Annotated in this window: 25 protein-coding genes; all 25 read left to right on the top strand. The window is 58.3% G+C overall.

All coding sequences use genetic code 11. The annotated features are described in order from the left end of the window. The first annotated feature begins 47 nt into the window (after nucleotides 1–47). The 25 genes from ACFWW4_RS05685 (at nucleotide 48) to ACFWW4_RS05565 (ending at nucleotide 17,318) form a co-directional block, all read left to right on the top strand. The gene (locus ACFWW4_RS05685; protein WP_393926579.1) at nucleotides 48–578 is read left to right on the top strand and encodes a NuoB/complex I 20 kDa subunit family protein; all 531 of its coding nucleotides are present in this window, start codon (nucleotides 48–50) and stop codon (nucleotides 576–578) included. Then, a complete protein-coding gene (locus ACFWW4_RS05680; RefSeq protein ID WP_411889957.1) occupies nucleotides 575–1,186 on the top strand; it encodes an NADH-quinone oxidoreductase subunit C in 612 nt (203 codons plus the stop codon). Before ACFWW4_RS05685 ends, ACFWW4_RS05680 begins: the two co-directional genes overlap by 4 nt. Then, nucleotides 1,186–1,614, top strand: a complete 429-nt coding sequence (locus ACFWW4_RS05675; RefSeq protein WP_411889956.1) for a GFA family protein — start codon at nucleotides 1,186–1,188, stop codon at nucleotides 1,612–1,614. The genes ACFWW4_RS05680 and ACFWW4_RS05675 overlap by 1 nt, the downstream gene beginning before the upstream one ends. 13 nt (nucleotides 1,615–1,627) lie before the next feature. Then, on the top strand, nucleotides 1,628–2,062 hold the full coding sequence (locus ACFWW4_RS05670) for a GFA family protein (protein WP_411889955.1): 435 nt from the start codon (nucleotides 1,628–1,630) through the stop codon (nucleotides 2,060–2,062). 110 nt (nucleotides 2,063–2,172) lie between these two features. Continuing rightward, nucleotides 2,173–3,072, top strand: a complete 900-nt coding sequence (locus tag ACFWW4_RS05665; RefSeq protein WP_411889954.1) for a sulfotransferase — start codon at nucleotides 2,173–2,175, stop codon at nucleotides 3,070–3,072. Further along, on the top strand, nucleotides 3,069–4,307 hold the full coding sequence (locus tag ACFWW4_RS05660; protein ID WP_393926521.1) for an NADH-quinone oxidoreductase subunit D: 1,239 nt from the start codon (nucleotides 3,069–3,071) through the stop codon (nucleotides 4,305–4,307). Before ACFWW4_RS05665 ends, ACFWW4_RS05660 begins: the two co-directional genes overlap by 4 nt. After that, nucleotides 4,307–4,672 carry a hypothetical protein gene (locus ACFWW4_RS05655; protein ID WP_411889953.1) on the top strand — a complete coding sequence of 122 codons (366 nt, stop codon included), beginning with the start codon at nucleotides 4,307–4,309 and terminating at the stop codon, nucleotides 4,670–4,672. The genes ACFWW4_RS05660 and ACFWW4_RS05655 overlap by 1 nt, the downstream gene beginning before the upstream one ends. 9 nt (nucleotides 4,673–4,681) lie before the next feature. Continuing rightward, nucleotides 4,682–4,837, top strand: a complete 156-nt coding sequence (locus tag ACFWW4_RS05650) for a hypothetical protein (protein WP_411889952.1) — start codon at nucleotides 4,682–4,684, stop codon at nucleotides 4,835–4,837. A 209-nt stretch (nucleotides 4,838–5,046) separates the two neighbouring features. After that, the gene (locus ACFWW4_RS05645; RefSeq protein ID WP_411889951.1) at nucleotides 5,047–5,370 is read left to right on the top strand and encodes a hypothetical protein; all 324 of its coding nucleotides are present in this window, start codon (nucleotides 5,047–5,049) and stop codon (nucleotides 5,368–5,370) included. A gap of 405 nt (nucleotides 5,371–5,775) precedes the next feature. Further along, entirely contained in the window at nucleotides 5,776–6,885 is a 1,110-nt protein-coding gene (locus tag ACFWW4_RS05640; protein WP_411889950.1) for an NADH-quinone oxidoreductase subunit E, read from the top strand. A gap of 186 nt (nucleotides 6,886–7,071) precedes the next feature. Continuing rightward, complete coding sequence (locus tag ACFWW4_RS05635) at nucleotides 7,072–7,821, top strand: NADH:ubiquinone oxidoreductase (protein ID WP_411889949.1); 750 nt, start codon at nucleotides 7,072–7,074, stop codon at nucleotides 7,819–7,821. A 12-nt stretch (nucleotides 7,822–7,833) separates the two neighbouring features. Continuing rightward, nucleotides 7,834–8,064, top strand: coding sequence for a DUF5337 domain-containing protein (locus ACFWW4_RS05630; protein WP_411889948.1), 231 nt, complete (start codon nucleotides 7,834–7,836; stop codon nucleotides 8,062–8,064). Continuing rightward, the gene (gene nuoF, locus ACFWW4_RS05625; RefSeq protein ID WP_411889947.1) at nucleotides 8,064–9,350 is read left to right on the top strand and encodes an NADH-quinone oxidoreductase subunit NuoF; all 1,287 of its coding nucleotides are present in this window, start codon (nucleotides 8,064–8,066) and stop codon (nucleotides 9,348–9,350) included. The genes ACFWW4_RS05630 and nuoF overlap by 1 nt, the downstream gene beginning before the upstream one ends. A 2-nt stretch (nucleotides 9,351–9,352) precedes the next feature. Further along, on the top strand, nucleotides 9,353–9,763 hold the full coding sequence (locus tag ACFWW4_RS05620) for a hypothetical protein (protein WP_411889946.1): 411 nt from the start codon (nucleotides 9,353–9,355) through the stop codon (nucleotides 9,761–9,763). A gap of 5 nt (nucleotides 9,764–9,768) precedes the next feature. Then, entirely contained in the window at nucleotides 9,769–10,002 is a 234-nt protein-coding gene (locus ACFWW4_RS05615; RefSeq protein WP_411889945.1) for a hypothetical protein, read from the top strand. Between the two features lie 41 nt (nucleotides 10,003–10,043). Then, a complete protein-coding gene (locus tag ACFWW4_RS05610) occupies nucleotides 10,044–10,496 on the top strand; it encodes a DUF3291 domain-containing protein (RefSeq protein ID WP_411889944.1) in 453 nt (150 codons plus the stop codon). Beyond that, the gene (locus ACFWW4_RS05605) at nucleotides 10,493–10,975 is read left to right on the top strand and encodes a DUF3291 domain-containing protein (protein ID WP_411889943.1); all 483 of its coding nucleotides are present in this window, start codon (nucleotides 10,493–10,495) and stop codon (nucleotides 10,973–10,975) included. The genes ACFWW4_RS05610 and ACFWW4_RS05605 overlap by 4 nt, the downstream gene beginning before the upstream one ends. Nucleotides 10,976–11,063: 88 nt before the next feature. Continuing rightward, nucleotides 11,064–11,471, top strand: coding sequence for a DUF5333 domain-containing protein (locus tag ACFWW4_RS05600; RefSeq protein WP_411889942.1), 408 nt, complete (start codon nucleotides 11,064–11,066; stop codon nucleotides 11,469–11,471). A 138-nt stretch (nucleotides 11,472–11,609) separates the two neighbouring features. Further along, nucleotides 11,610–13,625, top strand: coding sequence for an NADH-quinone oxidoreductase subunit NuoG (gene nuoG, locus ACFWW4_RS05595; protein WP_411889941.1), 2,016 nt, complete (start codon nucleotides 11,610–11,612; stop codon nucleotides 13,623–13,625). Between the two features lie 11 nt (nucleotides 13,626–13,636). Further along, entirely contained in the window at nucleotides 13,637–14,677 is a 1,041-nt protein-coding gene (gene nuoH / locus ACFWW4_RS05590; RefSeq protein WP_411889940.1) for an NADH-quinone oxidoreductase subunit NuoH, read from the top strand. Further along, nucleotides 14,677–15,393 (top strand): hypothetical protein, encoded by a 717-nt coding sequence (locus tag ACFWW4_RS05585; protein WP_411889939.1) that lies wholly within the window; start codon nucleotides 14,677–14,679, stop codon nucleotides 15,391–15,393. The genes nuoH and ACFWW4_RS05585 overlap by 1 nt, the downstream gene beginning before the upstream one ends. Nucleotide 15,394: 1 nt before the next feature. Next, nucleotides 15,395–15,889 (top strand): NADH-quinone oxidoreductase subunit NuoI, encoded by a 495-nt coding sequence (gene nuoI, locus ACFWW4_RS05580; RefSeq protein ID WP_411889938.1) that lies wholly within the window; start codon nucleotides 15,395–15,397, stop codon nucleotides 15,887–15,889. A 12-nt stretch (nucleotides 15,890–15,901) separates the two neighbouring features. Beyond that, nucleotides 15,902–16,321, top strand: a complete 420-nt coding sequence (locus ACFWW4_RS05575) for a DUF4259 domain-containing protein (RefSeq protein WP_411889937.1) — start codon at nucleotides 15,902–15,904, stop codon at nucleotides 16,319–16,321. Then, on the top strand, nucleotides 16,318–16,716 hold the full coding sequence (locus ACFWW4_RS05570) for a carboxymuconolactone decarboxylase family protein (RefSeq protein ID WP_393926498.1): 399 nt from the start codon (nucleotides 16,318–16,320) through the stop codon (nucleotides 16,714–16,716). The genes ACFWW4_RS05575 and ACFWW4_RS05570 overlap by 4 nt, the downstream gene beginning before the upstream one ends. Continuing rightward, nucleotides 16,713–17,318: an NADH-quinone oxidoreductase subunit J gene (locus ACFWW4_RS05565; protein WP_393926496.1), complete on the top strand. Its 606-nt coding sequence runs from the start codon at nucleotides 16,713–16,715 to the stop codon at nucleotides 17,316–17,318. The genes ACFWW4_RS05570 and ACFWW4_RS05565 overlap by 4 nt, the downstream gene beginning before the upstream one ends. Nucleotides 17,319–17,344 lie beyond the last annotated feature (26 nt).

The raw sequence follows: 17,344 nt of genomic DNA, 5'->3' as shown, positions 1-17,344 counted from the left end.
TGTCATCCAAGCCAAAGGCAGCTATCCTGCCAGAAGAGGGAGCCACCATGGGTGTCATGACCGGAACCGCCGTCGGCGCCGACAAGGAACACGGCGCGCAGCTGATCAATTCGGAATTGCAGGACAAGGGTTTTCTTGTCACGTCGACCGCTGACATCATCAACTGGGCGCGCACCGGGTCGCTGCACTGGATGACATTTGGTCTGGCCTGTTGCGCGGTCGAGATGATGCATACATCCATGCCGCGTTATGATCTGGAACGGTTCGGGACGGCACCCCGGGCCTCCCCGCGCCAGTCGGACCTGATGATTGTCGCAGGCACGCTGACCAACAAGATGGCCCCGGCACTGCGCAAGGTTTACGACCAGATGCCGGAGCCGCGTTATGTGATCTCCATGGGGTCCTGTGCGAATGGCGGCGGGTATTATCACTACAGCTATTCCGTGGTGCGCGGCTGTGACCGCATCGTGCCGGTGGATGTCTATGTGCCGGGCTGCCCGCCCACGGCTGAGGCGCTGCTATACGGCATCCTGCAGCTGCAGCGAAAAATTCGGCGTACGGGGACGATTGTAAGATGACCGAAGCATTGCAGGAACTGGGCGCCCATCTGGAGTTGAAGCGGACGGATTGCGTGCTGTCCTGGGACGTGGCCCATGATGAGCTGACGGTGAATGTGGCGCCGTCATCGCTGGTCAGTTTTGTCGAGTTCCTCAGGAACGATCAGGCGTGCCAGTTTTCGACCCTAGTTGATATCACGGCGGTGGATTATCCCAGCCGCGCCAAGCGGTTCGATGTCGTCTATCATTTCCTGAGTATGTATCAGAACCATCGGGTCCGCCTGCGCGTGCAGATCCGCGAGGAGGATATGATGCCGTCGATCATCGGGATACACCCGTCGGCCAATTGGTTTGAACGTGAAGTGTTCGACATGTTCGGTATCTTGTTTTCCGGCCATCCGGACCTGCGCCGCATCCTGACCGATTACGGGTTCCGCGGCCATCCGTTGCGCAAGGACTTCCCGACGACTGGCTACACCGAGGTGCGTTATGACGAGGTGCAAAAGCGCGTCGTTTATGAGCCGGTGAATCTGGTGCAGGAATACCGCCAGTTCGACTTCATGTCGCCATGGGAGGGTGCGGAATACATCCTGCCGGGAGATGAGAAGAACGACGAGAAAGCGGGCTGATGACGCCCGGCAGCCCCCTGTCCGGGAGCTGCCTTTGCGGTGCCTGCCAGTTTACCGCCACACCTGTCGGACCTTTCGCGAATGTCTGTCATTGTGCCATGTGCCGCCGCTGGACCGGTGGCATGTATATGGCTGTCGATTGCGGTAGTTCGGTCCGGTTCGAGGATACGGATGCGCTGGGGTCCTATAAAGGCAGCGAATGGGGTGAGCGCCTGTTTTGCACGGTCTGCGGGTCTTCGCTTGTCTGGCAGATGCAGGACGGCACCGGGCAGGGTGTGTCGATGAATGCTTTTGACGATCCGGCCCAATTCACCCTGAAAAACCAGTGGTTCATCGACAAAAAGCCCGATAATTATGCTTTGGCAAACGAGACGCGCTGTTTGACAGAGGCGGAGTGCATCGCGATCTTTGCGCCGGATGAAGCATAAGGGGGATCGGATAATGGCGGAAGCTTTGAAAGGCAGTTGCATGTGTGGTGCATGTAAGTCCACCGCAACGCCCACCGTTGGCGGGCTGGGCGCAGGGGCCTGCCATTGCGGCATGTGCCGCAAATGGTCGGGGGGCATGTATCTGTCGGTGGATTGCGGGTCGTCGGTGAAATTCGATGAGGGCGCGCCGGTTGGGTCCTACAAAGGGTCCGAATGGGGCGAGCGGTTGTTTTGCCGCGAATGCGGGTCATCGCTGCTTTGGCAGACGCAGGACGGGCAGAACCAGCATGTGTCCATTCAGGCGTTTGACGATCCCGGTCAGTTCGAGATTGGCGTGCAGGTGTTTATCGACAAGAAGCCGGGGAACTATGCGTTGGCGGGTGAGACAAAGACGATGACAGAGGCGGAAGTGTTTGCGATGTTTGCGCCGGATGCGGACCCGTCCTAGATGAATTATCAGGCGATCAAGATTGTCTTGTTCATTGCGCAATTGTTCGTATTCATTGCCATCTATTCCAGGTGACGGGATGGTGAAGTACTGCTTTGACGAAGCCCACGATGCCTGATCCGGCGTTGCTATTTTGCGTCGGTGCCACGAAGGCTGGCACGACTTGGCTTTATCGTTATCTGCACGATCATCCTGACTGTGCGCTGCCCGCTGTGAAGGAGGCGCATTATTGGGATACGTTTGATGCGGATGTCCGTGGCCGACAGGTGGATGCGTTTGCGTTGCGCTTGGAGGAGTTGCGTGCGTTGCGGGCGGAGGCTGATGCGGCGGGTAGGGGCTGGCAGGTGGAAAATGTGGACCGCCGGATCGCCGATATGACCGGCCTGATCGCGGCGGTTGAGGGGGACCGGGCGGGGGACAGGCCCTATCTGGAATGGCTGACGGAGAATCGTGGCGCGGCGCAGGTTTATGCGGATATGACCCCGAATTACGCCACGCTGCCGGATGAGACGCTGGCGCGGATGGTGGCCCTGTCGCCTGCTACGAAATTCGTCTTTCTGATCCGCGATCCGCTGGACCGGTTGTGGTCGCATATCCGGATGCAGGCGCGGCGGCAGCGGCAAAGCCACGAGGTTTATGAAAAGAAGGCGAACAATATCCTTTACCGTATTCTGAACCGGGGGCAGGAGACGCATATTCTGGAACGCGGCGACTATCCGGGGATCATCCGCAAGCTGCGCCGGGTGGTGCCGGAGGACCGGTTGCTGGTCCTGTTCACGGAAAACATGATGAGACAAGAAGGCCTCTCGCAACTTTGCAGCTTCCTTGGTATTGAGGCCGTAACGCCAGCGATCACGCAGCCGGTTCATCAGGGGCCGGAGGTTGTGATGCTGGACAAACTGCGCCCCAGGGCGTTGAAACTATTGAATGAACACTACGACTGGGTGGCCCGCAATGTGGGCCCCTTGCCGCAGAACTGGCAAGACAACCGTGCGAGGATGACAGCATGATGGACGGTGATATCCGGGTCAACACTTACGATGACGGGTCGACCGATGCGCTGACCGGCGAACAGCAGATTCGCAATTTCAACATCAACTTTGGCCCGCAACACCCTGCAGCGCATGGTGTTTTGCGGCTGGTGCTTGAGCTGGACGGCGAGATTGTCGAACGCTGTGACCCGCATATCGGCCTGCTGCATCGTGGCACCGAGAAGCTGATGGAATCGCGGACCTATCTGCAGAACCTGCCCTATTTCGACCGGCTGGATTACGTCGCCCCGATGAACCAGGAACATGCCTGGTGTCTGGCGATCGAAAAGCTGACCGGGACAGAGGTGCCGCGCCGCGCCAGCCTGATCCGCGTGCTGTATTCCGAGATCGGCCGCGTGCTGAATCACCTGCTGAACGTGACCACGCAGGCCATGGATGTAGGCGCGATGACGCCCTTGTCATGGGGTTTCGAAGAGCGCGAAAAGCTGATGGTGTTCTATGAGCGTGCCTGTGGTGCCCGCCTGCACGCCGCCTATTTCCGCCCCGGTGGGGTGCATCAGGATCTGCCCGATCAGCTGGTCGAGGATATCGATCAGTGGGCGGTGGAGTTCCCCAAGATCCTTGACGATATCGCGAGCCTGCTGAACGAGAACCGGATTTTCAAGCAGCGCAATGCCAATATTGGCATCGTCACCGAAGAGGATATCCAGAACTGGGGCTTTTCAGGTGTGATGGTCCGCGGGTCCGGTTTTGCCTGGGATTTGCGCCGGGCGCAGCCTTACGAATGCTATGACGAGTTCGAGTTTCAGGTGCCGGTCGGCAAGAACGGCGATTGCTATGATCGCTATCTGTGCCGGATGGAGGAGATGCGCCAATCCACCCATATCATCCGTCAGGCCTGCGAAAAGCTGCGCCATGAAAAGGGTGATGTGATGGCGCGGGGCAAGCTGACCCCGCCGACGCGGGGCGAGATGAAGACCTCGATGGAGGCGCTGATCCATCACTTCAAGCTATATACTGAAGGGTTCCACGTGCCTGCAGGCGAGGTTTATGCCGCCGTCGAGGCGCCAAAGGGGGAATTCGGCGTGTTCCTTGTCGCTGATGGCACCAACCAGCCTTATCGCGCCAAGCTGCGTGCACCGGGTTATCTGCATCTGCAGGCGATGGATCATGTGACCACGGGCCATCAATTGGCCGACGTGGCTGCGATCATCGGCACGATGGACGTTGTGTTTGGCGAGATTGACCGCTGATGCGCTGGATTGTTGCCGCCCTTACCCTGATGGCCGCAAGCCCTGTTGTGGCGGATGAATCTGCTGCACAGGCCCGTCTGGACGGGTTGACTGATGCGCAGTTGGTGAGCGTGGCCACGGATTGGTTGAAGAACGAAGGCACCGACTGTGTGGCGCGGATGTCGCGCGAGATTGACGATCGCATGCAGCAGGATGTCATGGATACGGTTTTTGATATGGTCGACGTGCCCGCTGCCGACCGTGCTGAGTTGTTCGATGACCTGAACAACCGCATCGAAGATCTTTTGGACGATGCGGTACAGCGCGGTGATCTGACCATAAGCCAGGACGCTGACGGCGTTCAGGTGACTGTCAAGGATTGCTGACGAGCTGCCATGAGCCTTTATTTTGATCTTTGGCTATTGCTGTACGGCGCACTTGCTGGCGCCGGAGCTGTGTTGCTGGCCAAGGGCAGTAACCGGCTGATCAAGGGCGCTGTGATTGGCGCGGTCATTGTGTTTCTTGCCAGCCTGCTGCGCGGTCTTCTCTAGGGCGTCGTCCGGAAAATCTGCAACGCAGATTTTCGCGGTGACAAGACAGGAGCAGCGTGCGCATCTGTCTTGAAATCAAAAATCTGATTCAGATTTTTGAGATTTCGCTTTGATCGGCACAAATCCTCGCGTTTCGTTTTCGCTGCTGGATATCCAGGGGGCCGGGCCGTAAGGTCGGCGCAAAGCCGTTGTTCAATGAGGTGACCGTCATGATCCGTAAGCTTCCCGTTCTTGCCTTTGTCGGCCTTGCTGCTTGCGCAGTGCCGGATTATCGCGGTGTGCCGGTTTTTGTGCCTCCTCCGGAGCCCGAGCCGCCCACGGCGGTTATTCCACTGTCCGCCAAGGAAAGGTTCCTGCGCGCGGCTGCCGAAAATGGATGTGAGGTGAATGCCCAGACCTCATCAGCGATCATGGCCAGCGCGACCTTGTCCAAGGATGATCTGGGCCGGGTGGTGCAGGATCTTCGCAACGAAGGTGGTGCCGAAGTGATTCCGGGCAGGGGGATTGCGGTGACTGCCGGGGCCTGCGCCTGATGATATTGGGCATCTGGCCTGCCATGATCCTGCTGAGCGGTGTTGCAACGAATGGGTTGCCGATGGCGGTCTTTGGAGTAACTACCGCAGCCGTGTTCATGACTGGTGTGCAGTAAAGTGTTTTCTATTTGGAACATGAACGAAACAGAGGCGAGTGCTTTGGGATTTGCTTTGTTAGGCCCCAATCCGACTTCGTATGCATTTGCATGGATGTTAATTGCTGTTCTGATATGGCTTCCAAAGATCTAATTTTTTATAGTTGATGCCCGGCTCCGTGGATCTAAGCCATCCATAACAAAAGCTTGCCTTCCATGCCGTTGTCAAATGCCCGCTTCCTGTGTAGGTCGTTGCAAAAGGTTTGCGGGTTGCCCGTCTGACTGCCCATGTTTGCTAACTGAGGTCCCTATGCTGCGTCGTCTTCATCCTGATCAGCCTGACAGCTTTGCGTTCACCCCTGATAACCTCAAATGGGCCGAAGCGCAGATGAAGAAATTCCCCGATGGTCGCCAGGTCTCGGCCATTATTCCGCTTTTGTGGCGCGCGCAGGAACAGGAAGGCTGGCTGAGCCGCCCGGCGATTGAATACGTGGCGAATATGCTGGATCTGGCCTATATCCGCGCGTTTGAGGTTGCATCGTTCTATTTCATGTTCCAGCTGCAGCCAGTCGGGTCGGTCGCCCATATTCAGGTATGCGGCACGTTGTCCTGCATGATCTGCGGGGCAGAGGACCTGATCGGGGTGTGTCAGGACAAGATTGCGGACAAGCCCCATGCCCTGTCCGCCGATGGCAAGTTTTCATGGGAAGAGGTTGAATGCCTCGGGTCCTGTGCCAATGCCCCTATGGCACAGATCGGCAAGGATTATTATGAGGATCTGACCGCCGCTCGTCTGGGTGAGATCATTGATGAGCTGGCCGCTGGCAAGGTGCCTGTACCCGGCCCGCAGAATGGCCGGTTTGCTGCCGAGCCGCTGAAAGGCCTGACCAGCCTGCGCGGTCATGAAAGCGGCAAGACCCAGTATAATGCCAGCGTACAGGCCGCCGTGGAAATCGGCGATACGGTCAAGCGGATTGATGGCACAGAGGTGCCGCTGCTGACCCCTTGGATTGATGACGGCACGACCAAGACAAAGCCAAAGGCGAAACCGGCCAAGGCGAAAGAGCCTAAGCCCGCGGCGAACAAGCCTACTGACGAAACCGGCGTGACGAAGCAGCAGGCGAAAGCGAAATCTGCGGCAAAGCCGGTGTCCAAATCCCATCCTGATCCGACGATCGAAAAACAGCCCGAAACACTGAGCGCCCCGCGCGATGGCGGTGCTGATGATCTGAAAAAGATCAGCGGTGTGGGCCCCAAGCTCGAAGGCGTGCTGAACGAGCTGGGGTTCTGGCATTTCGATCAGATCGCCAAATGGACGCCAGAAGAAATCGCATGGGTTGATAGCCGGCTCAAGTTCAAGGGCCGGATCGCACGCGACAACTGGATGGCGCAGGCTGCAGAACTGGCCAAGAAGGGCTGACCGCCCAAAACCGTGACAGTTTTTCCCGCATCTTCCGCCTAACTGCCCCGGATCACACAAAATCTTTACGGTTTGGCATGGTTTCGGGTAGAGGTGATATGGGACCTCGGTGCGCTGCTGTCTGTGGGTGGTGACGCTGACGTCAAGAAGGCCGCGCTCACGGCCACCTGAGGGAGAAAAGACAAGATGAAAGATACAGCACCAAAAGGTTTGGGTATCATTGCCGTTGCGGCCCTGTTCGGGATCATCGCGGCGGGCGTTGCCTTTGTTCTTTATGACTATCAGTTTATCGGCGCCATATTCATTGGCGGCATCGTCGCCGCGATTACGGCAATTGTTTTGATGTTGGGTTGGCGTGAACCGGCACCGCGCGCCGAAACGGTCACCGCGCCGACAGCGGCCGCACCCACCGCATCGGCCGCTGCGCCTGAAACGGTCGCCGCACCAGAGCCCGTCGCCGCGCCCGAACCGGCCGCTGCGCCAGAGCCCGCCGCCGAAGCCCCTGCCGCCAGTGATGAGCCAAAGGTGAAACCATCCGCGCCGCTGGCTGGTGAGGATGAACTGGACGCCAAGAAAGGCGAATGGAAATACGAAGCCCCCAAGGATGAGGCCCCGGCTGCAACGAAGGCAGCTGCAGAACCGGCTGCCGCTGGCAAACCGGCCTTTCTGAGCGAGGCGCGTGAAGGCGGCCCCGATGACCTCAAGCAGATCAAGGGTGTCGGCAAGAAGCTGGAAGAAACTTTGCACGAGATGGGGATCTATCATTTTGATCAGATCGCGGAATGGGGTCCGGCGGAGCAGGCGTGGATGGATGATAACCTGAAGGGCTTCAAAGGCCGTGCCACCCGTGACAAATGGGTTGAACAGGCCAAGACACTGGCCGCAGGCGGCACGACCGAGTTTTCCAGCAAAGTGAAAAAGGGTGACGTCTACTGACGTCACTGACCCATGGCGCAACACGGTAACACCAGACAGGCCAAGGCAGGACAACGGGTCGCGTTGATCCTGGCCGGTGTTGGTGTTTTCTGGATATTGGTGACGCTGATCGGGGCAGAATATGGCTGGTCCAACCGGACCCGCGCGTTTTTTGACCTTGCAGCGCTCGCCGGTTTCGGGTTTGCGCTATGGCAGACATTTAGGCTCTGGCGTGCGCGCCAGGATGAAAAGGGCGGGAACTGATGCTCAAAGACCAAGACCGGATTTTCACCAACCTTTACGGGATGCATGACCGTACCCTGCGTGGCGCGCAGGAGCGTGGCCATTGGGATGGCACGGCGGACATCATCAAGAAGGGCCGGGACTGGATCATCAATGAGATGAAGGCGTCGGGTCTGCGTGGTCGCGGTGGCGCTGGTTTTCCGACGGGGCTGAAATGGTCATTCATGCCCAAGGAAAGCGATGGTCGCCCGGCCTATCTGGTTGTGAATGCTGACGAATCCGAGCCCGGCACCTGCAAGGACCGTGAAATCATGCGTCACGACCCGCACACGCTGGTCGAGGGCTGCCTGATCGCCAGTTTCGCGATGAATGCCCATGCCTGTTACATCTACATTCGTGGCGAATATATCCGCGAGAAAGAGGCACTGCAGGCGGCGATTGATGAGGCCTACGAGGCTGGTCTGGTCGGCAAGAATGCCGCCAAATCCGGGTGGGATTTCGACATTTACCTGACCCATGGCGCTGGCGCCTATATCTGTGGTGAGGAAACCGCGCTGCTGGAAAGCCTTGAGGGCAAGAAGGGCATGCCGCGGATGAAGCCGCCATTCCCGGCTGGTGCGGGGCTTTATGGCTGTCCGACCACCGTGAACAATGTTGAATCGATTGCCGTGGTGCCGACGATCCTGCGCCGCGGTGGCGACTGGTTTGCCGGGATGGGACGCCCGAATAATGCGGGCACCAAGCTGTTTGCCATTTCGGGTCATGTGAACAACCCGTGTGTGGTCGAAGAGGAAATGTCGATCCCGTTCGAGGAACTGATCGAAAAGCATTGCGGTGGGATTCGCGGTGGCTGGGACAATTTAAAGGCGGTCATTCCGGGTGGCTCTTCGGTGCCGTGTGTCCGGGGCGAGAACATGCGTGATGCGATCATGGATTTCGATGCGCTCAAGGAAAAAGGGTCATCGCTGGGCACGGCTGCGGTGATCGTGATGGATAACTCCACCGATATGATCAAGGCGATCTGGCGGCTGTCCAAATTCTACAAGCACGAAAGCTGCGGCCAGTGCACGCCATGTCGCGAAGGCACCGGCTGGATGATGCGCGTGATGGCGCGTTTGGTGAAAGGGGATGCATCCGTTGAAGAGATCGATATGCTTCTGGATGTGACCAAACAGGTTGAAGGCCACACGATCTGCGCCTTAGGCGATGCCGCCGCGTGGCCGATCCAGGGCCTGATCAAGAATTTCCGGGACGAGATTGAGGACCGGATCAAGGATAAACGACTAGCAGGGATGGCAGCAGAATGATGATGCGTGCATTGACAATCGGGGCGGTTTTGACACTGGCCGCATGTGCAACCGGGCCTCAAGGCGCCCGATCTTTTGACGATCCGGCGGTGCAGAAGCTCTATAATCTGCCGACGCCGCAATATTACGCGACCCTCAAGATCGCTAATCAGGTGGCGCAGAACTGTGTGCGCTACGATTATGACCGTGTGCTTGATCTGCAGGTCAATGAACGGCGCAACGAGGTCGGGCGCGGGTCGCTGTCCGCGCTTGGCTTGCGCAACCAGATTGATGCCGAAACCGATGTCAGCCAGCGTAGTTTTAACGCCAAACATAGCGTTGATCTGTCGACGGGCGGTGATCTGTGTCCGGCGGCAGATGCCGAATATGCCGAAAACAGCGCCATGGCGGCGGTTCTGGTGCCGGTCAACTAGGGCTGATGTCCTTTCGCAATATCCTTGATGGGGCCGCAAGTATGGGTGCGGCCCTTGTCACGACTGGCGTCTGTGGTGTGCCAGCCTGGTTTACGGTGCAGGCGGTGCGGGCCGATATCGCCCCGGTTTGGGCCTATGCGGCGGCGGGCGTGCTGGCAGCAATCGGAGCAATCCTGACTCTGGCCTTCGGGCGTAAGGCACTCGCCGGGGTTGCGCCTACCAGACAACGGCGCCGTTGACGTAAGATGGGTTTCAACCCATCCGGGTTTTGGAATTTGATATGCATTTAGCTGAATTGAATATTGGACGACTGATTGCGCCCACGGACGATCTGCGGGTGGCAGAGTTCATGGATAATCTTGACCGGATCAATGGGCTGGGCAAACGGATGCCCGGTTTCGTCTGGATGATGGAAGGGTCGGGTGAACCTGGCCGTGGCAATACCGACAATTGCATCGACGGCGACCCGCAATTTGTCGCCAATCTGTCAGTCTGGGAGACCCCGCAGCAGTTGGAGACCTTTGTTTTCAACACGTTGCATGACAAGTTCATGCGTCGCGGCAAGGAATGGTTCGAAGATCTGGTGCAGATGCATTTCGTGATGTGGTGGGTGCCGGAAGGCACGCGCCCCACATTGGACGAGGCGATGGCAAAACTCGCCCATCGCGAAAAGCACGGCGATACGGCCGACGCCTTTGGCTGGGACTGGTTGCGCGCCCAGGCCGCGCAATGACCCGCCATCTGGCTGAGTTCAACTTTGGCACATTGCGTTATCCCTGGGGTGATCCGCGTATCGCGGGGTTTGAGGCCGCACTGGATCAGGTCAATGCCATCGCCGCCCGTAGTCCCGGGTTTATCTGGCGCATGCCGGATGACGATATGGATGCTGCCCAGACGAACCCGGATGGGCCGCTGGCCGACCGGCCCAATACCGCATCGACATTGTCGATCTGGACCGGGGCCGCGCCTCTGTACCGGTTTGTGACCAGAACCTTGCATGCCCGTATCATGGCGGGCCGCACGCAGTGGTTTGTGCCCGGTGACAGCGGTTTTCTGGTCTGCTGGTGGGTGCCAGCGGGCCATCGCCCTGACGTGGCCGAAGGCATGGCGCGCTGGCGGCATCTGATGCAGGCAGGCGATACCTACGAAATCTTTGGCGGCAAGGGGTTGCAGCGCGCCGCGCTGGCGGAAACGGGCCAAAAAACCGGATAACGCGCCGCTGATATTGAATAGCGCGGCGTCAGGCCCGATGTCATGCCAACGTAAAGGGCCCGCCCAAGTGGCCGACAGGAGAATGACGATGACCAAGACCCCAGCCTTTATCGCGGCACTTACCGTCGCAACAGTGGCACTTGCAGGCAATCTGTCTGCGCAAACGGCGCTCAAGGATGAGATTCGCGTGCGGGACGGGATTGTTCATGTCGGTATGGCCTATGAGATTTCCGAAAAATGCAGCAGTATACGCGCCCGCACCTTTCGCGGCATCAGTTTTCTGCAGGAGCTGAAGAATTACGCCCTGGAGCAGGGGTATTCAGAGGCCGAGGTCGAGGCCTATGTGAAAGACAAAGAGGAAGAACGTCGCCTGATCGGGATCGCCCGTACGCAGCTCGCCCGCCTTGGTGTCGTTGAAGGTGATGAGGCCAGCTATTGCGCCGTGGGCCGTGATCAGATTGAACGCAATACGCGCGTTGGCTGGCTGCTGCGATAAGTCGCTGCGTGTGGGCTGAAATTTAACCTCTTTTTTGCCGATCAGACTGGCATCGCCCCCCATGTCGCGTTAGAACGCGGCAACGCGCAGCCACCGCAACGCGGGGCACTGCGCGATAGGGAACAAATAAGGCACGCCATGTCTGATCTGCGCAAAGTCATCATTGATGGGAATGAGGTCGAAGTTGACGGGGCCATGACCCTGATCCAGGCCTGCGAGGAAGCGGGCATCGAAATCCCGCGTTTCTGCTATCATGAGCGGCTTTCCATTGCCGGCAACTGCCGGATGTGTCTGGTCGAGGTTGTGGGCGGCCCGCCCAAGCCCGCCGCGTCCTGCGCCATGCAGGTCCGCGATTTGCGCCCCGGCCCCGAAGGCCAGCCGCCGGTCGTCAAGACCAACAGCCCCATGGTCAAGAAAGCCCGCGAGGGCGTCATGGAATTCCTGCTGATCAATCACCCGCTGGATTGCCCGATCTGCGATCAGGGTGGCGAATGCGATCTGCAGGATCAGGCGATGGCATACGGCGTTGATTTTTCCCGCTTCCGCGAACCAAAGCGCGCGACCGAGGACCTTGATCTGGGTCCGCTGGTTGAAACCCACATGACCCGGTGCATTTCCTGCACCCGTTGCGTGCGCTTCACGACCGAGGTCGCGGGTATTCACCAGATGGGCCAGACCGGTCGTGGTGAGGATGCCGAGATTACCAGCTATCTTGGTGAGACGTTGGATTCGAACCTGCAGGGTAACATCATCGATCTTTGCCCGGTGGGCGCGCTGGTGTCGAAGCCATACGCCTTTACCGCCCGTCCGTGGGAGCTGACCAAGACCGAATCCATTGATGTGATGGACGCCCTTGGGTCCAACATCCGTGTTGATACCAAAGGCCGCGAGGTGATGCGTTTTCTGCCACGCAACCATGATGGCGTGAACGAGGAATGGATTTCCGACAAGACCCGTTTCGTCTGGGACGGCTTGCGCAAGCAGCGTCTGGACACGCCCTATATTCGTGAGAACGGCAAACTGCGTAAAGCAAGCTGGCCCGAAGCGCTGAACGCTGCGGCCGCCGCGATGAAAGGCAAGAAACTGGCCGGTCTGGTCGGTGATCTGGCCCCGGTCGAGGCTGCCTTTGCCCTGAAACAACTGATCGAAGGGCAGGGCGGTGTTGTTGAATGCCGCACTGATGGTGCCAAGCTGCCTACTGGCAACCGGTCTGCCTATGTCGGGACGGCCACCATCGAGGATATTGATGACGCCCAGATGATCATGCTGATCGGCACCAACCCGCGTGATGAGGCGCCGGTGCTGAATGCCCGTATCCGCAAGGCATGGCTGAAGGGGGCAAAGGTGGCCCGGATCGGCGAACTCGTTGATCTGACCTATGATGTTATCGACATTGGTACGGATCGCGCAGCGCTCGAAAACCTGGCAAATCAGGATCATTCCGACAAGCATGGCGTACGCGGTGTGATGATCGTGGGGCAAGGTGCGTTGAACGAGGCCGATGGCGAAGCGGTGCTGAGCCTGGCGATGAAGGCGGCAGAGGCCGCGCAATCTAAACTGATGATCCTGCACACTGCCGCCGGTCGTGTGGGTGCGATGGATGTGGGTGCCGTGGCCGAGGGTGGCATGGACGCGGTCAAGGATGCAGAGGTGATTTATAACCTTGGCGCTGACGAGGTGGATATCGCTCCCGGTCCGTTTGTGATCTATCAGGGCAGCCATGGTGACCGCGGCGCGCATCGTGCCGATATCATCCTGCCCGGTGCCTCCTATACGGAAGAAAACGGTCTGTTCGTGAATACCGAGGGCCGCCCGCAACTGGCCCTGCGCGCCAGTTTTCCGCCCGGTGAGGCCAAGGAAAACTGGGCGATCCTGCGGGCGCTCTCTGCCGAACTGGACGCGACACTGCCATTCGACAGCATGGCGCAGCTGCGTCAGGCGCTGGTCAAAGCCCATCCGCATCTGGGCAAGATTGACGAAGTGGCCGAAAACGAATGGCAGCCAATCCCGGTCAAGAAACCGGGCAAGGCTAACTTCCGCAATGCGATCAGCGACTTTTACCTGACCAACCCGATTGCGCGCGCCTCCAGCCTGATGGCAGAGCTAAGCGCGAATGCAAAAGCGCGGGCCAATGCCCCTATGGCAGCCGAATAAGGGGCGAATAGATGGTTGAATTCTTTACCAATACCAACCTTGGCATTGTGCTTGTCATTCTGGGGCAGTGTCTACTGGTGTTGATCCCGCTTTTGGTGGCTCTTGCATTCCTGATGTATGCGGACCGTAAAGTCTGGGCTGCTGTCCAGATCCGCAAAGGGCCGAACGTGGTGGGTGCCTTTGGTCTGCTGCAAAGCTTTGCCGATTTTCTCAAATACATCGTGAAAGAGATTGTCGTGCCTGCGGGGGCCGACAAGTTCGTGTTCTTCCTTGCCCCCATGATCGCCTTTGTACTGGCGGTGATTTCATGGGCGGTGATCCCGTTCAACGAAGGCTGGGTGCTTGCCGATATCAACGTGGCCATCCTGTATATCTTCGCCATTGGATCGCTTGAGGTTTATGGCGTGATCATGGGCGGTTGGGCCTCGAACTCCAAATATCCGTTCCTCGGCTCGCTGCGATCTGCGGCGCAGATGATTTCCTATGAGGTGTCGATCGGATTGATCATCATCGGCGTGATCATTTCGACCGGGTCCATGAACCTGAGCGATATCGTCAGCGCGCAGGACGGCAATGGAGGGCTGTTCAGCTGGTACTGGGTCGCGCATTTCCCGATGCTGTTCCTGTTCTTTATCAGCGCCCTGGCCGAAACCAACCGGCCCCCGTTTGACCTGCCTGAGGCGGAATCGGAACTGGTGGCGGGCTATCAGGTAGAATATTCATCGACCCCGTTCCTGCTGTTCATGATTGGCGAATTGATGGCCGTGGTGCTGATGTGCGCCCTGGTGTCGCTGCTGTTCCTGGGTGGCTGGCTGTCGCCGGTGCCGTTCTTGCCCGACGGGATTTTCTGGATGATCCTGAAGATGGCGATGTGTTTCTTCATGTTCGCTATGGTCAAGGCGATCACACCCCGCTACCGCTATGACCAGCTGATGCGGATCGGCTGGAAAGTGTTCCTGCCGCTGTCGCTGGCCTGGGTGGTGATCGTGGCGTTCCTTGCAAAGTACGAAGTGCTTGGCGGGTTCTGGGCGCGCTGGACGATGGGGGCGTGATGCTTGTTCGGGCGGCGATATCAGTTCTCGCGATTGGTTTTGCGTCAAATGCGTTGGCGCAAGCATCTGCTGCTGGCACGCCTAGCTCGAACGCGATGGCTGACGCAGTGTGGTTCTACATCGCCGATACTTGCCCTGTGGCAACCACCGCAGACACGAGCATTCATTTGGTCTTACAAGGTATGTTGGATTCTTCGTTCGAAGATGACGCTTCGCCTTTGCGGACCCTACTGGAAGTGCGAGGCAGGAACGTTGCGGCCCAGTCGATGTCTGATCTTGATAAGCGCGTGATGGGCATCGTGCTGATGGGGGCTTATGGCCTTAGCGAACTGCTGAAGTATATGAACGCGGTGAATGATGAAACACTAATGGCAAAACCGGGCTATCTTGCCTCCGAAGCGGCGATGCTTCGAAGCGCTGATGTTTCGTTACAACTTATGGAGTGTTTATGGCCCTCGGCGGACGAGGTTTTAGAGCCGCGGATGTCCTCTGGTTGGGGTGCGCATGGGCAGCAAATGTGGATTGAGGTTGCTAAGTCTGTCTACGCTGCGAATTGCAAAATAGACTTCCTCACCCTAGCCAGATCCTACGTTGAGGCCGACTTTGTGGCAGTTCCACCTGCTGATCGTAAAGAGTTCGTCGCCGGCCTTATGAAACAGCACGAGGACTACCTCGAAGCCGAAGAAATTGCAGAGAAATGCGAGGATTTTAGCTGATATGACCCAAATCGACTACACCCGTGCCACCAAGTACTTTCTTTTGCAGGATTTCTGGTCTGCCTTCCGGCTGACCATGAAATACTTCTTTTCGCCCAAGGCGACACTGAACTATCCCCATGAAAAGGGACCGCTTAGCCCCCGTTTCCGAGGCGAACATGCGTTGCGCCGCTATCCCAATGGCGAAGAGCGCTGTATCGCGTGCAAACTGTGCGAGGCGATCTGTCCGGCGCAGGCCATCACGATTGACGCGGAACCGCGCGATGATGGCAGCCGCCGCACCACCCGCTATGACATCGACATGACCAAATGCATCTATTGCGGTTTCTGCCAGGAGGCCTGCCCTGTGGATGCCATTGTCGAAGGCCCGAATTTCGAATTCAGTACCGAAACCAGGGAAGAGCTGTATTACGACAAGGCGAAACTGCTTGAAAACGGCGACCGTTGGGAGGCTGAGATTGCGCGCAATCTCGAACTCGACGCGCCGTATCGGTAAGGGACGCGAAGGATGGGTGCCTGGGGCGTAGGATCACTGGATAATGACGGCAGCCTGGATTGGCTGGCTGATTTTGGCGATATGGGGGCCGCAGCAGCCGTCGAGGTTTTGGCCGCGACCGATGAAAGTCTGGCTGATGGCTATATCGATTCCGATGTTGGCTGCGGTGTTGTTGTTCTTGCTGAATTGCTGGCAGCGTCGCGGGGCAAGCCCAATCCGGCGCTGAATGACCAGATTGGCGAGGCTCTGGCCCGCCACAAGGCCGACTTGCTGGCGATTGATGATCTGAAGCTGCGCACCACTAAGGCGTTGGACGCCGTCTTGTCCGATGCCGAGACGTCAGAGCTGTATGACCTGTGGGAAGAGTCGGGCGAATTCGATGCCTGGGCGGCACAGGTGCGCGAATTGCGCGCCCGATTGGAGGCCGCATGACGGACCAGAACCCTTTTGAAGCCATGATGAAAATGGGTCAGGACTGGGCGAAGGCGATGAATCCGGCGCTGGAATCCTTTACCCCCAAAGGGTTCGAGGCGCTTTTCCCGACCATGCCCAAGGACCTGATGGAAACCTTTATGGGCAAGGGGTTGAACCCAGAAGGGCTTGATGCCAAGACGCGCCTGCTGCTGACCCTTGCCGGGCTGACGGTACTGGGTGCGCAGGCCGAGGCGCAGATCAGGCTGACGGTCCGCCATCTGGTGGAAGCAGGGGCCACGAAACAGGAAATCGCCGAGACGATTGCCCAGATGGGCATGTTCGGCGGGGTGCCTGCCATGACCAAGGCCATGGAACTGGCCACCGAAGTGCTGGAAAAGGACGAGACGGAATGACAGTTTTCGCGTTCACCTTCTATCTGTTTGCGATCACCACCGTAGTGGGCGGGCTGTTTACGGTCGTCAGCCGCAACCCGGTGCATTCGGTTCTGTGGCTGATCCTGGCGTTTCTGTCATCGGCCGGGTTGTTCGTGACTCTGGGCGCCGAGTTTGTCGCGATGCTGCTGGTCATCGTCTATGTGGGCGCGGTTGCGGTGCTGTTCTTGTTCGTGGTGATGATGCTGGACGTCGATTTCGCCGAACTGAAGGCCGAGATGACCAAATACCTGCCGCTGGCCCTGTTGATCGGTGTGGTGATCATTATGCAACTGGCCATCGCGTTCGGCGCATGGGGCTTTTCGGATGGGGTTGAGGGACGCATCGCAGCCCCCGCGGGTGATCTGGATAATACCGCCGCGTTGGGCCTGCTGATCTATGACAAGTATATCCTGCTGTTCCAACTGGCCGGTCTGATCCTGCTGGTCGCGATGATCGGGGCCATCGTGCTGACGCTGCGCCACCGGGTCGATATCAAGCGCCAGAACGTGCTTGAGCAGATGTATCGCGATCCGGCGAAGGCGATGGAGTTGCGCGACGTGAAGCCGGGGCAGGGGTTGTGATGGAAGATTTTTCGTTACGAGAAATC

The sequence above is a fragment of the Yoonia sp. SDW83-1 genome (assembly GCF_046762885.1).
Classification (GTDB): domain Bacteria; phylum Pseudomonadota; class Alphaproteobacteria; order Rhodobacterales; family Rhodobacteraceae; genus Yoonia.
Note: the sequence above shows the minus strand (reverse complement) of the source record. Positions and strands in the feature narration are given on the sequence as shown.

Excerpts from the sequence above, each read along its gene's own strand:
- ACFWW4_RS05685 (WP_393926579.1), top strand. The coding sequence starts at position 48 with ATGGGTGTCATGACCGGAACCGCCGTCGGCGCCGACAAGGAACACGGC.
- ACFWW4_RS05680 (WP_411889957.1), top strand. The coding sequence starts at position 575 with ATGACCGAAGCATTGCAGGAACTGGGCGCCCATCTGGAGTTGAAGCGG.
- ACFWW4_RS05675 (WP_411889956.1), top strand. The coding sequence starts at position 1,186 with ATGACGCCCGGCAGCCCCCTGTCCGGGAGCTGCCTTTGCGGTGCCTGC.
- ACFWW4_RS05670 (WP_411889955.1), top strand. The coding sequence starts at position 1,628 with ATGGCGGAAGCTTTGAAAGGCAGTTGCATGTGTGGTGCATGTAAGTCC.
- ACFWW4_RS05665 (WP_411889954.1), top strand. The coding sequence starts at position 2,173 with ATGCCTGATCCGGCGTTGCTATTTTGCGTCGGTGCCACGAAGGCTGGC.
- ACFWW4_RS05660 (WP_393926521.1), top strand. The coding sequence starts at position 3,069 with ATGATGGACGGTGATATCCGGGTCAACACTTACGATGACGGGTCGACC.
- ACFWW4_RS05655 (WP_411889953.1), top strand. The coding sequence starts at position 4,307 with ATGCGCTGGATTGTTGCCGCCCTTACCCTGATGGCCGCAAGCCCTGTT.
- ACFWW4_RS05650 (WP_411889952.1), top strand. The coding sequence starts at position 4,682 with ATGAGCCTTTATTTTGATCTTTGGCTATTGCTGTACGGCGCACTTGCT.
- ACFWW4_RS05645 (WP_411889951.1), top strand. The coding sequence starts at position 5,047 with ATGATCCGTAAGCTTCCCGTTCTTGCCTTTGTCGGCCTTGCTGCTTGC.
- ACFWW4_RS05640 (WP_411889950.1), top strand. The coding sequence starts at position 5,776 with ATGCTGCGTCGTCTTCATCCTGATCAGCCTGACAGCTTTGCGTTCACC.
- ACFWW4_RS05635 (WP_411889949.1), top strand. The coding sequence starts at position 7,072 with ATGAAAGATACAGCACCAAAAGGTTTGGGTATCATTGCCGTTGCGGCC.
- ACFWW4_RS05630 (WP_411889948.1), top strand. The coding sequence starts at position 7,834 with ATGGCGCAACACGGTAACACCAGACAGGCCAAGGCAGGACAACGGGTC.
- nuoF (WP_411889947.1), top strand. The coding sequence starts at position 8,064 with ATGCTCAAAGACCAAGACCGGATTTTCACCAACCTTTACGGGATGCAT.
- ACFWW4_RS05620 (WP_411889946.1), top strand. The coding sequence starts at position 9,353 with ATGCGTGCATTGACAATCGGGGCGGTTTTGACACTGGCCGCATGTGCA.
- ACFWW4_RS05615 (WP_411889945.1), top strand. The coding sequence starts at position 9,769 with ATGTCCTTTCGCAATATCCTTGATGGGGCCGCAAGTATGGGTGCGGCC.
- ACFWW4_RS05610 (WP_411889944.1), top strand. The coding sequence starts at position 10,044 with ATGCATTTAGCTGAATTGAATATTGGACGACTGATTGCGCCCACGGAC.
- ACFWW4_RS05605 (WP_411889943.1), top strand. The coding sequence starts at position 10,493 with ATGACCCGCCATCTGGCTGAGTTCAACTTTGGCACATTGCGTTATCCC.
- ACFWW4_RS05600 (WP_411889942.1), top strand. The coding sequence starts at position 11,064 with ATGACCAAGACCCCAGCCTTTATCGCGGCACTTACCGTCGCAACAGTG.
- nuoG (WP_411889941.1), top strand. The coding sequence starts at position 11,610 with ATGTCTGATCTGCGCAAAGTCATCATTGATGGGAATGAGGTCGAAGTT.
- nuoH (WP_411889940.1), top strand. The coding sequence starts at position 13,637 with ATGGTTGAATTCTTTACCAATACCAACCTTGGCATTGTGCTTGTCATT.
- ACFWW4_RS05585 (WP_411889939.1), top strand. The coding sequence starts at position 14,677 with ATGCTTGTTCGGGCGGCGATATCAGTTCTCGCGATTGGTTTTGCGTCA.
- nuoI (WP_411889938.1), top strand. The coding sequence starts at position 15,395 with ATGACCCAAATCGACTACACCCGTGCCACCAAGTACTTTCTTTTGCAG.
- ACFWW4_RS05575 (WP_411889937.1), top strand. The coding sequence starts at position 15,902 with ATGGGTGCCTGGGGCGTAGGATCACTGGATAATGACGGCAGCCTGGAT.
- ACFWW4_RS05570 (WP_393926498.1), top strand. The coding sequence starts at position 16,318 with ATGACGGACCAGAACCCTTTTGAAGCCATGATGAAAATGGGTCAGGAC.
- ACFWW4_RS05565 (WP_393926496.1), top strand. The coding sequence starts at position 16,713 with ATGACAGTTTTCGCGTTCACCTTCTATCTGTTTGCGATCACCACCGTA.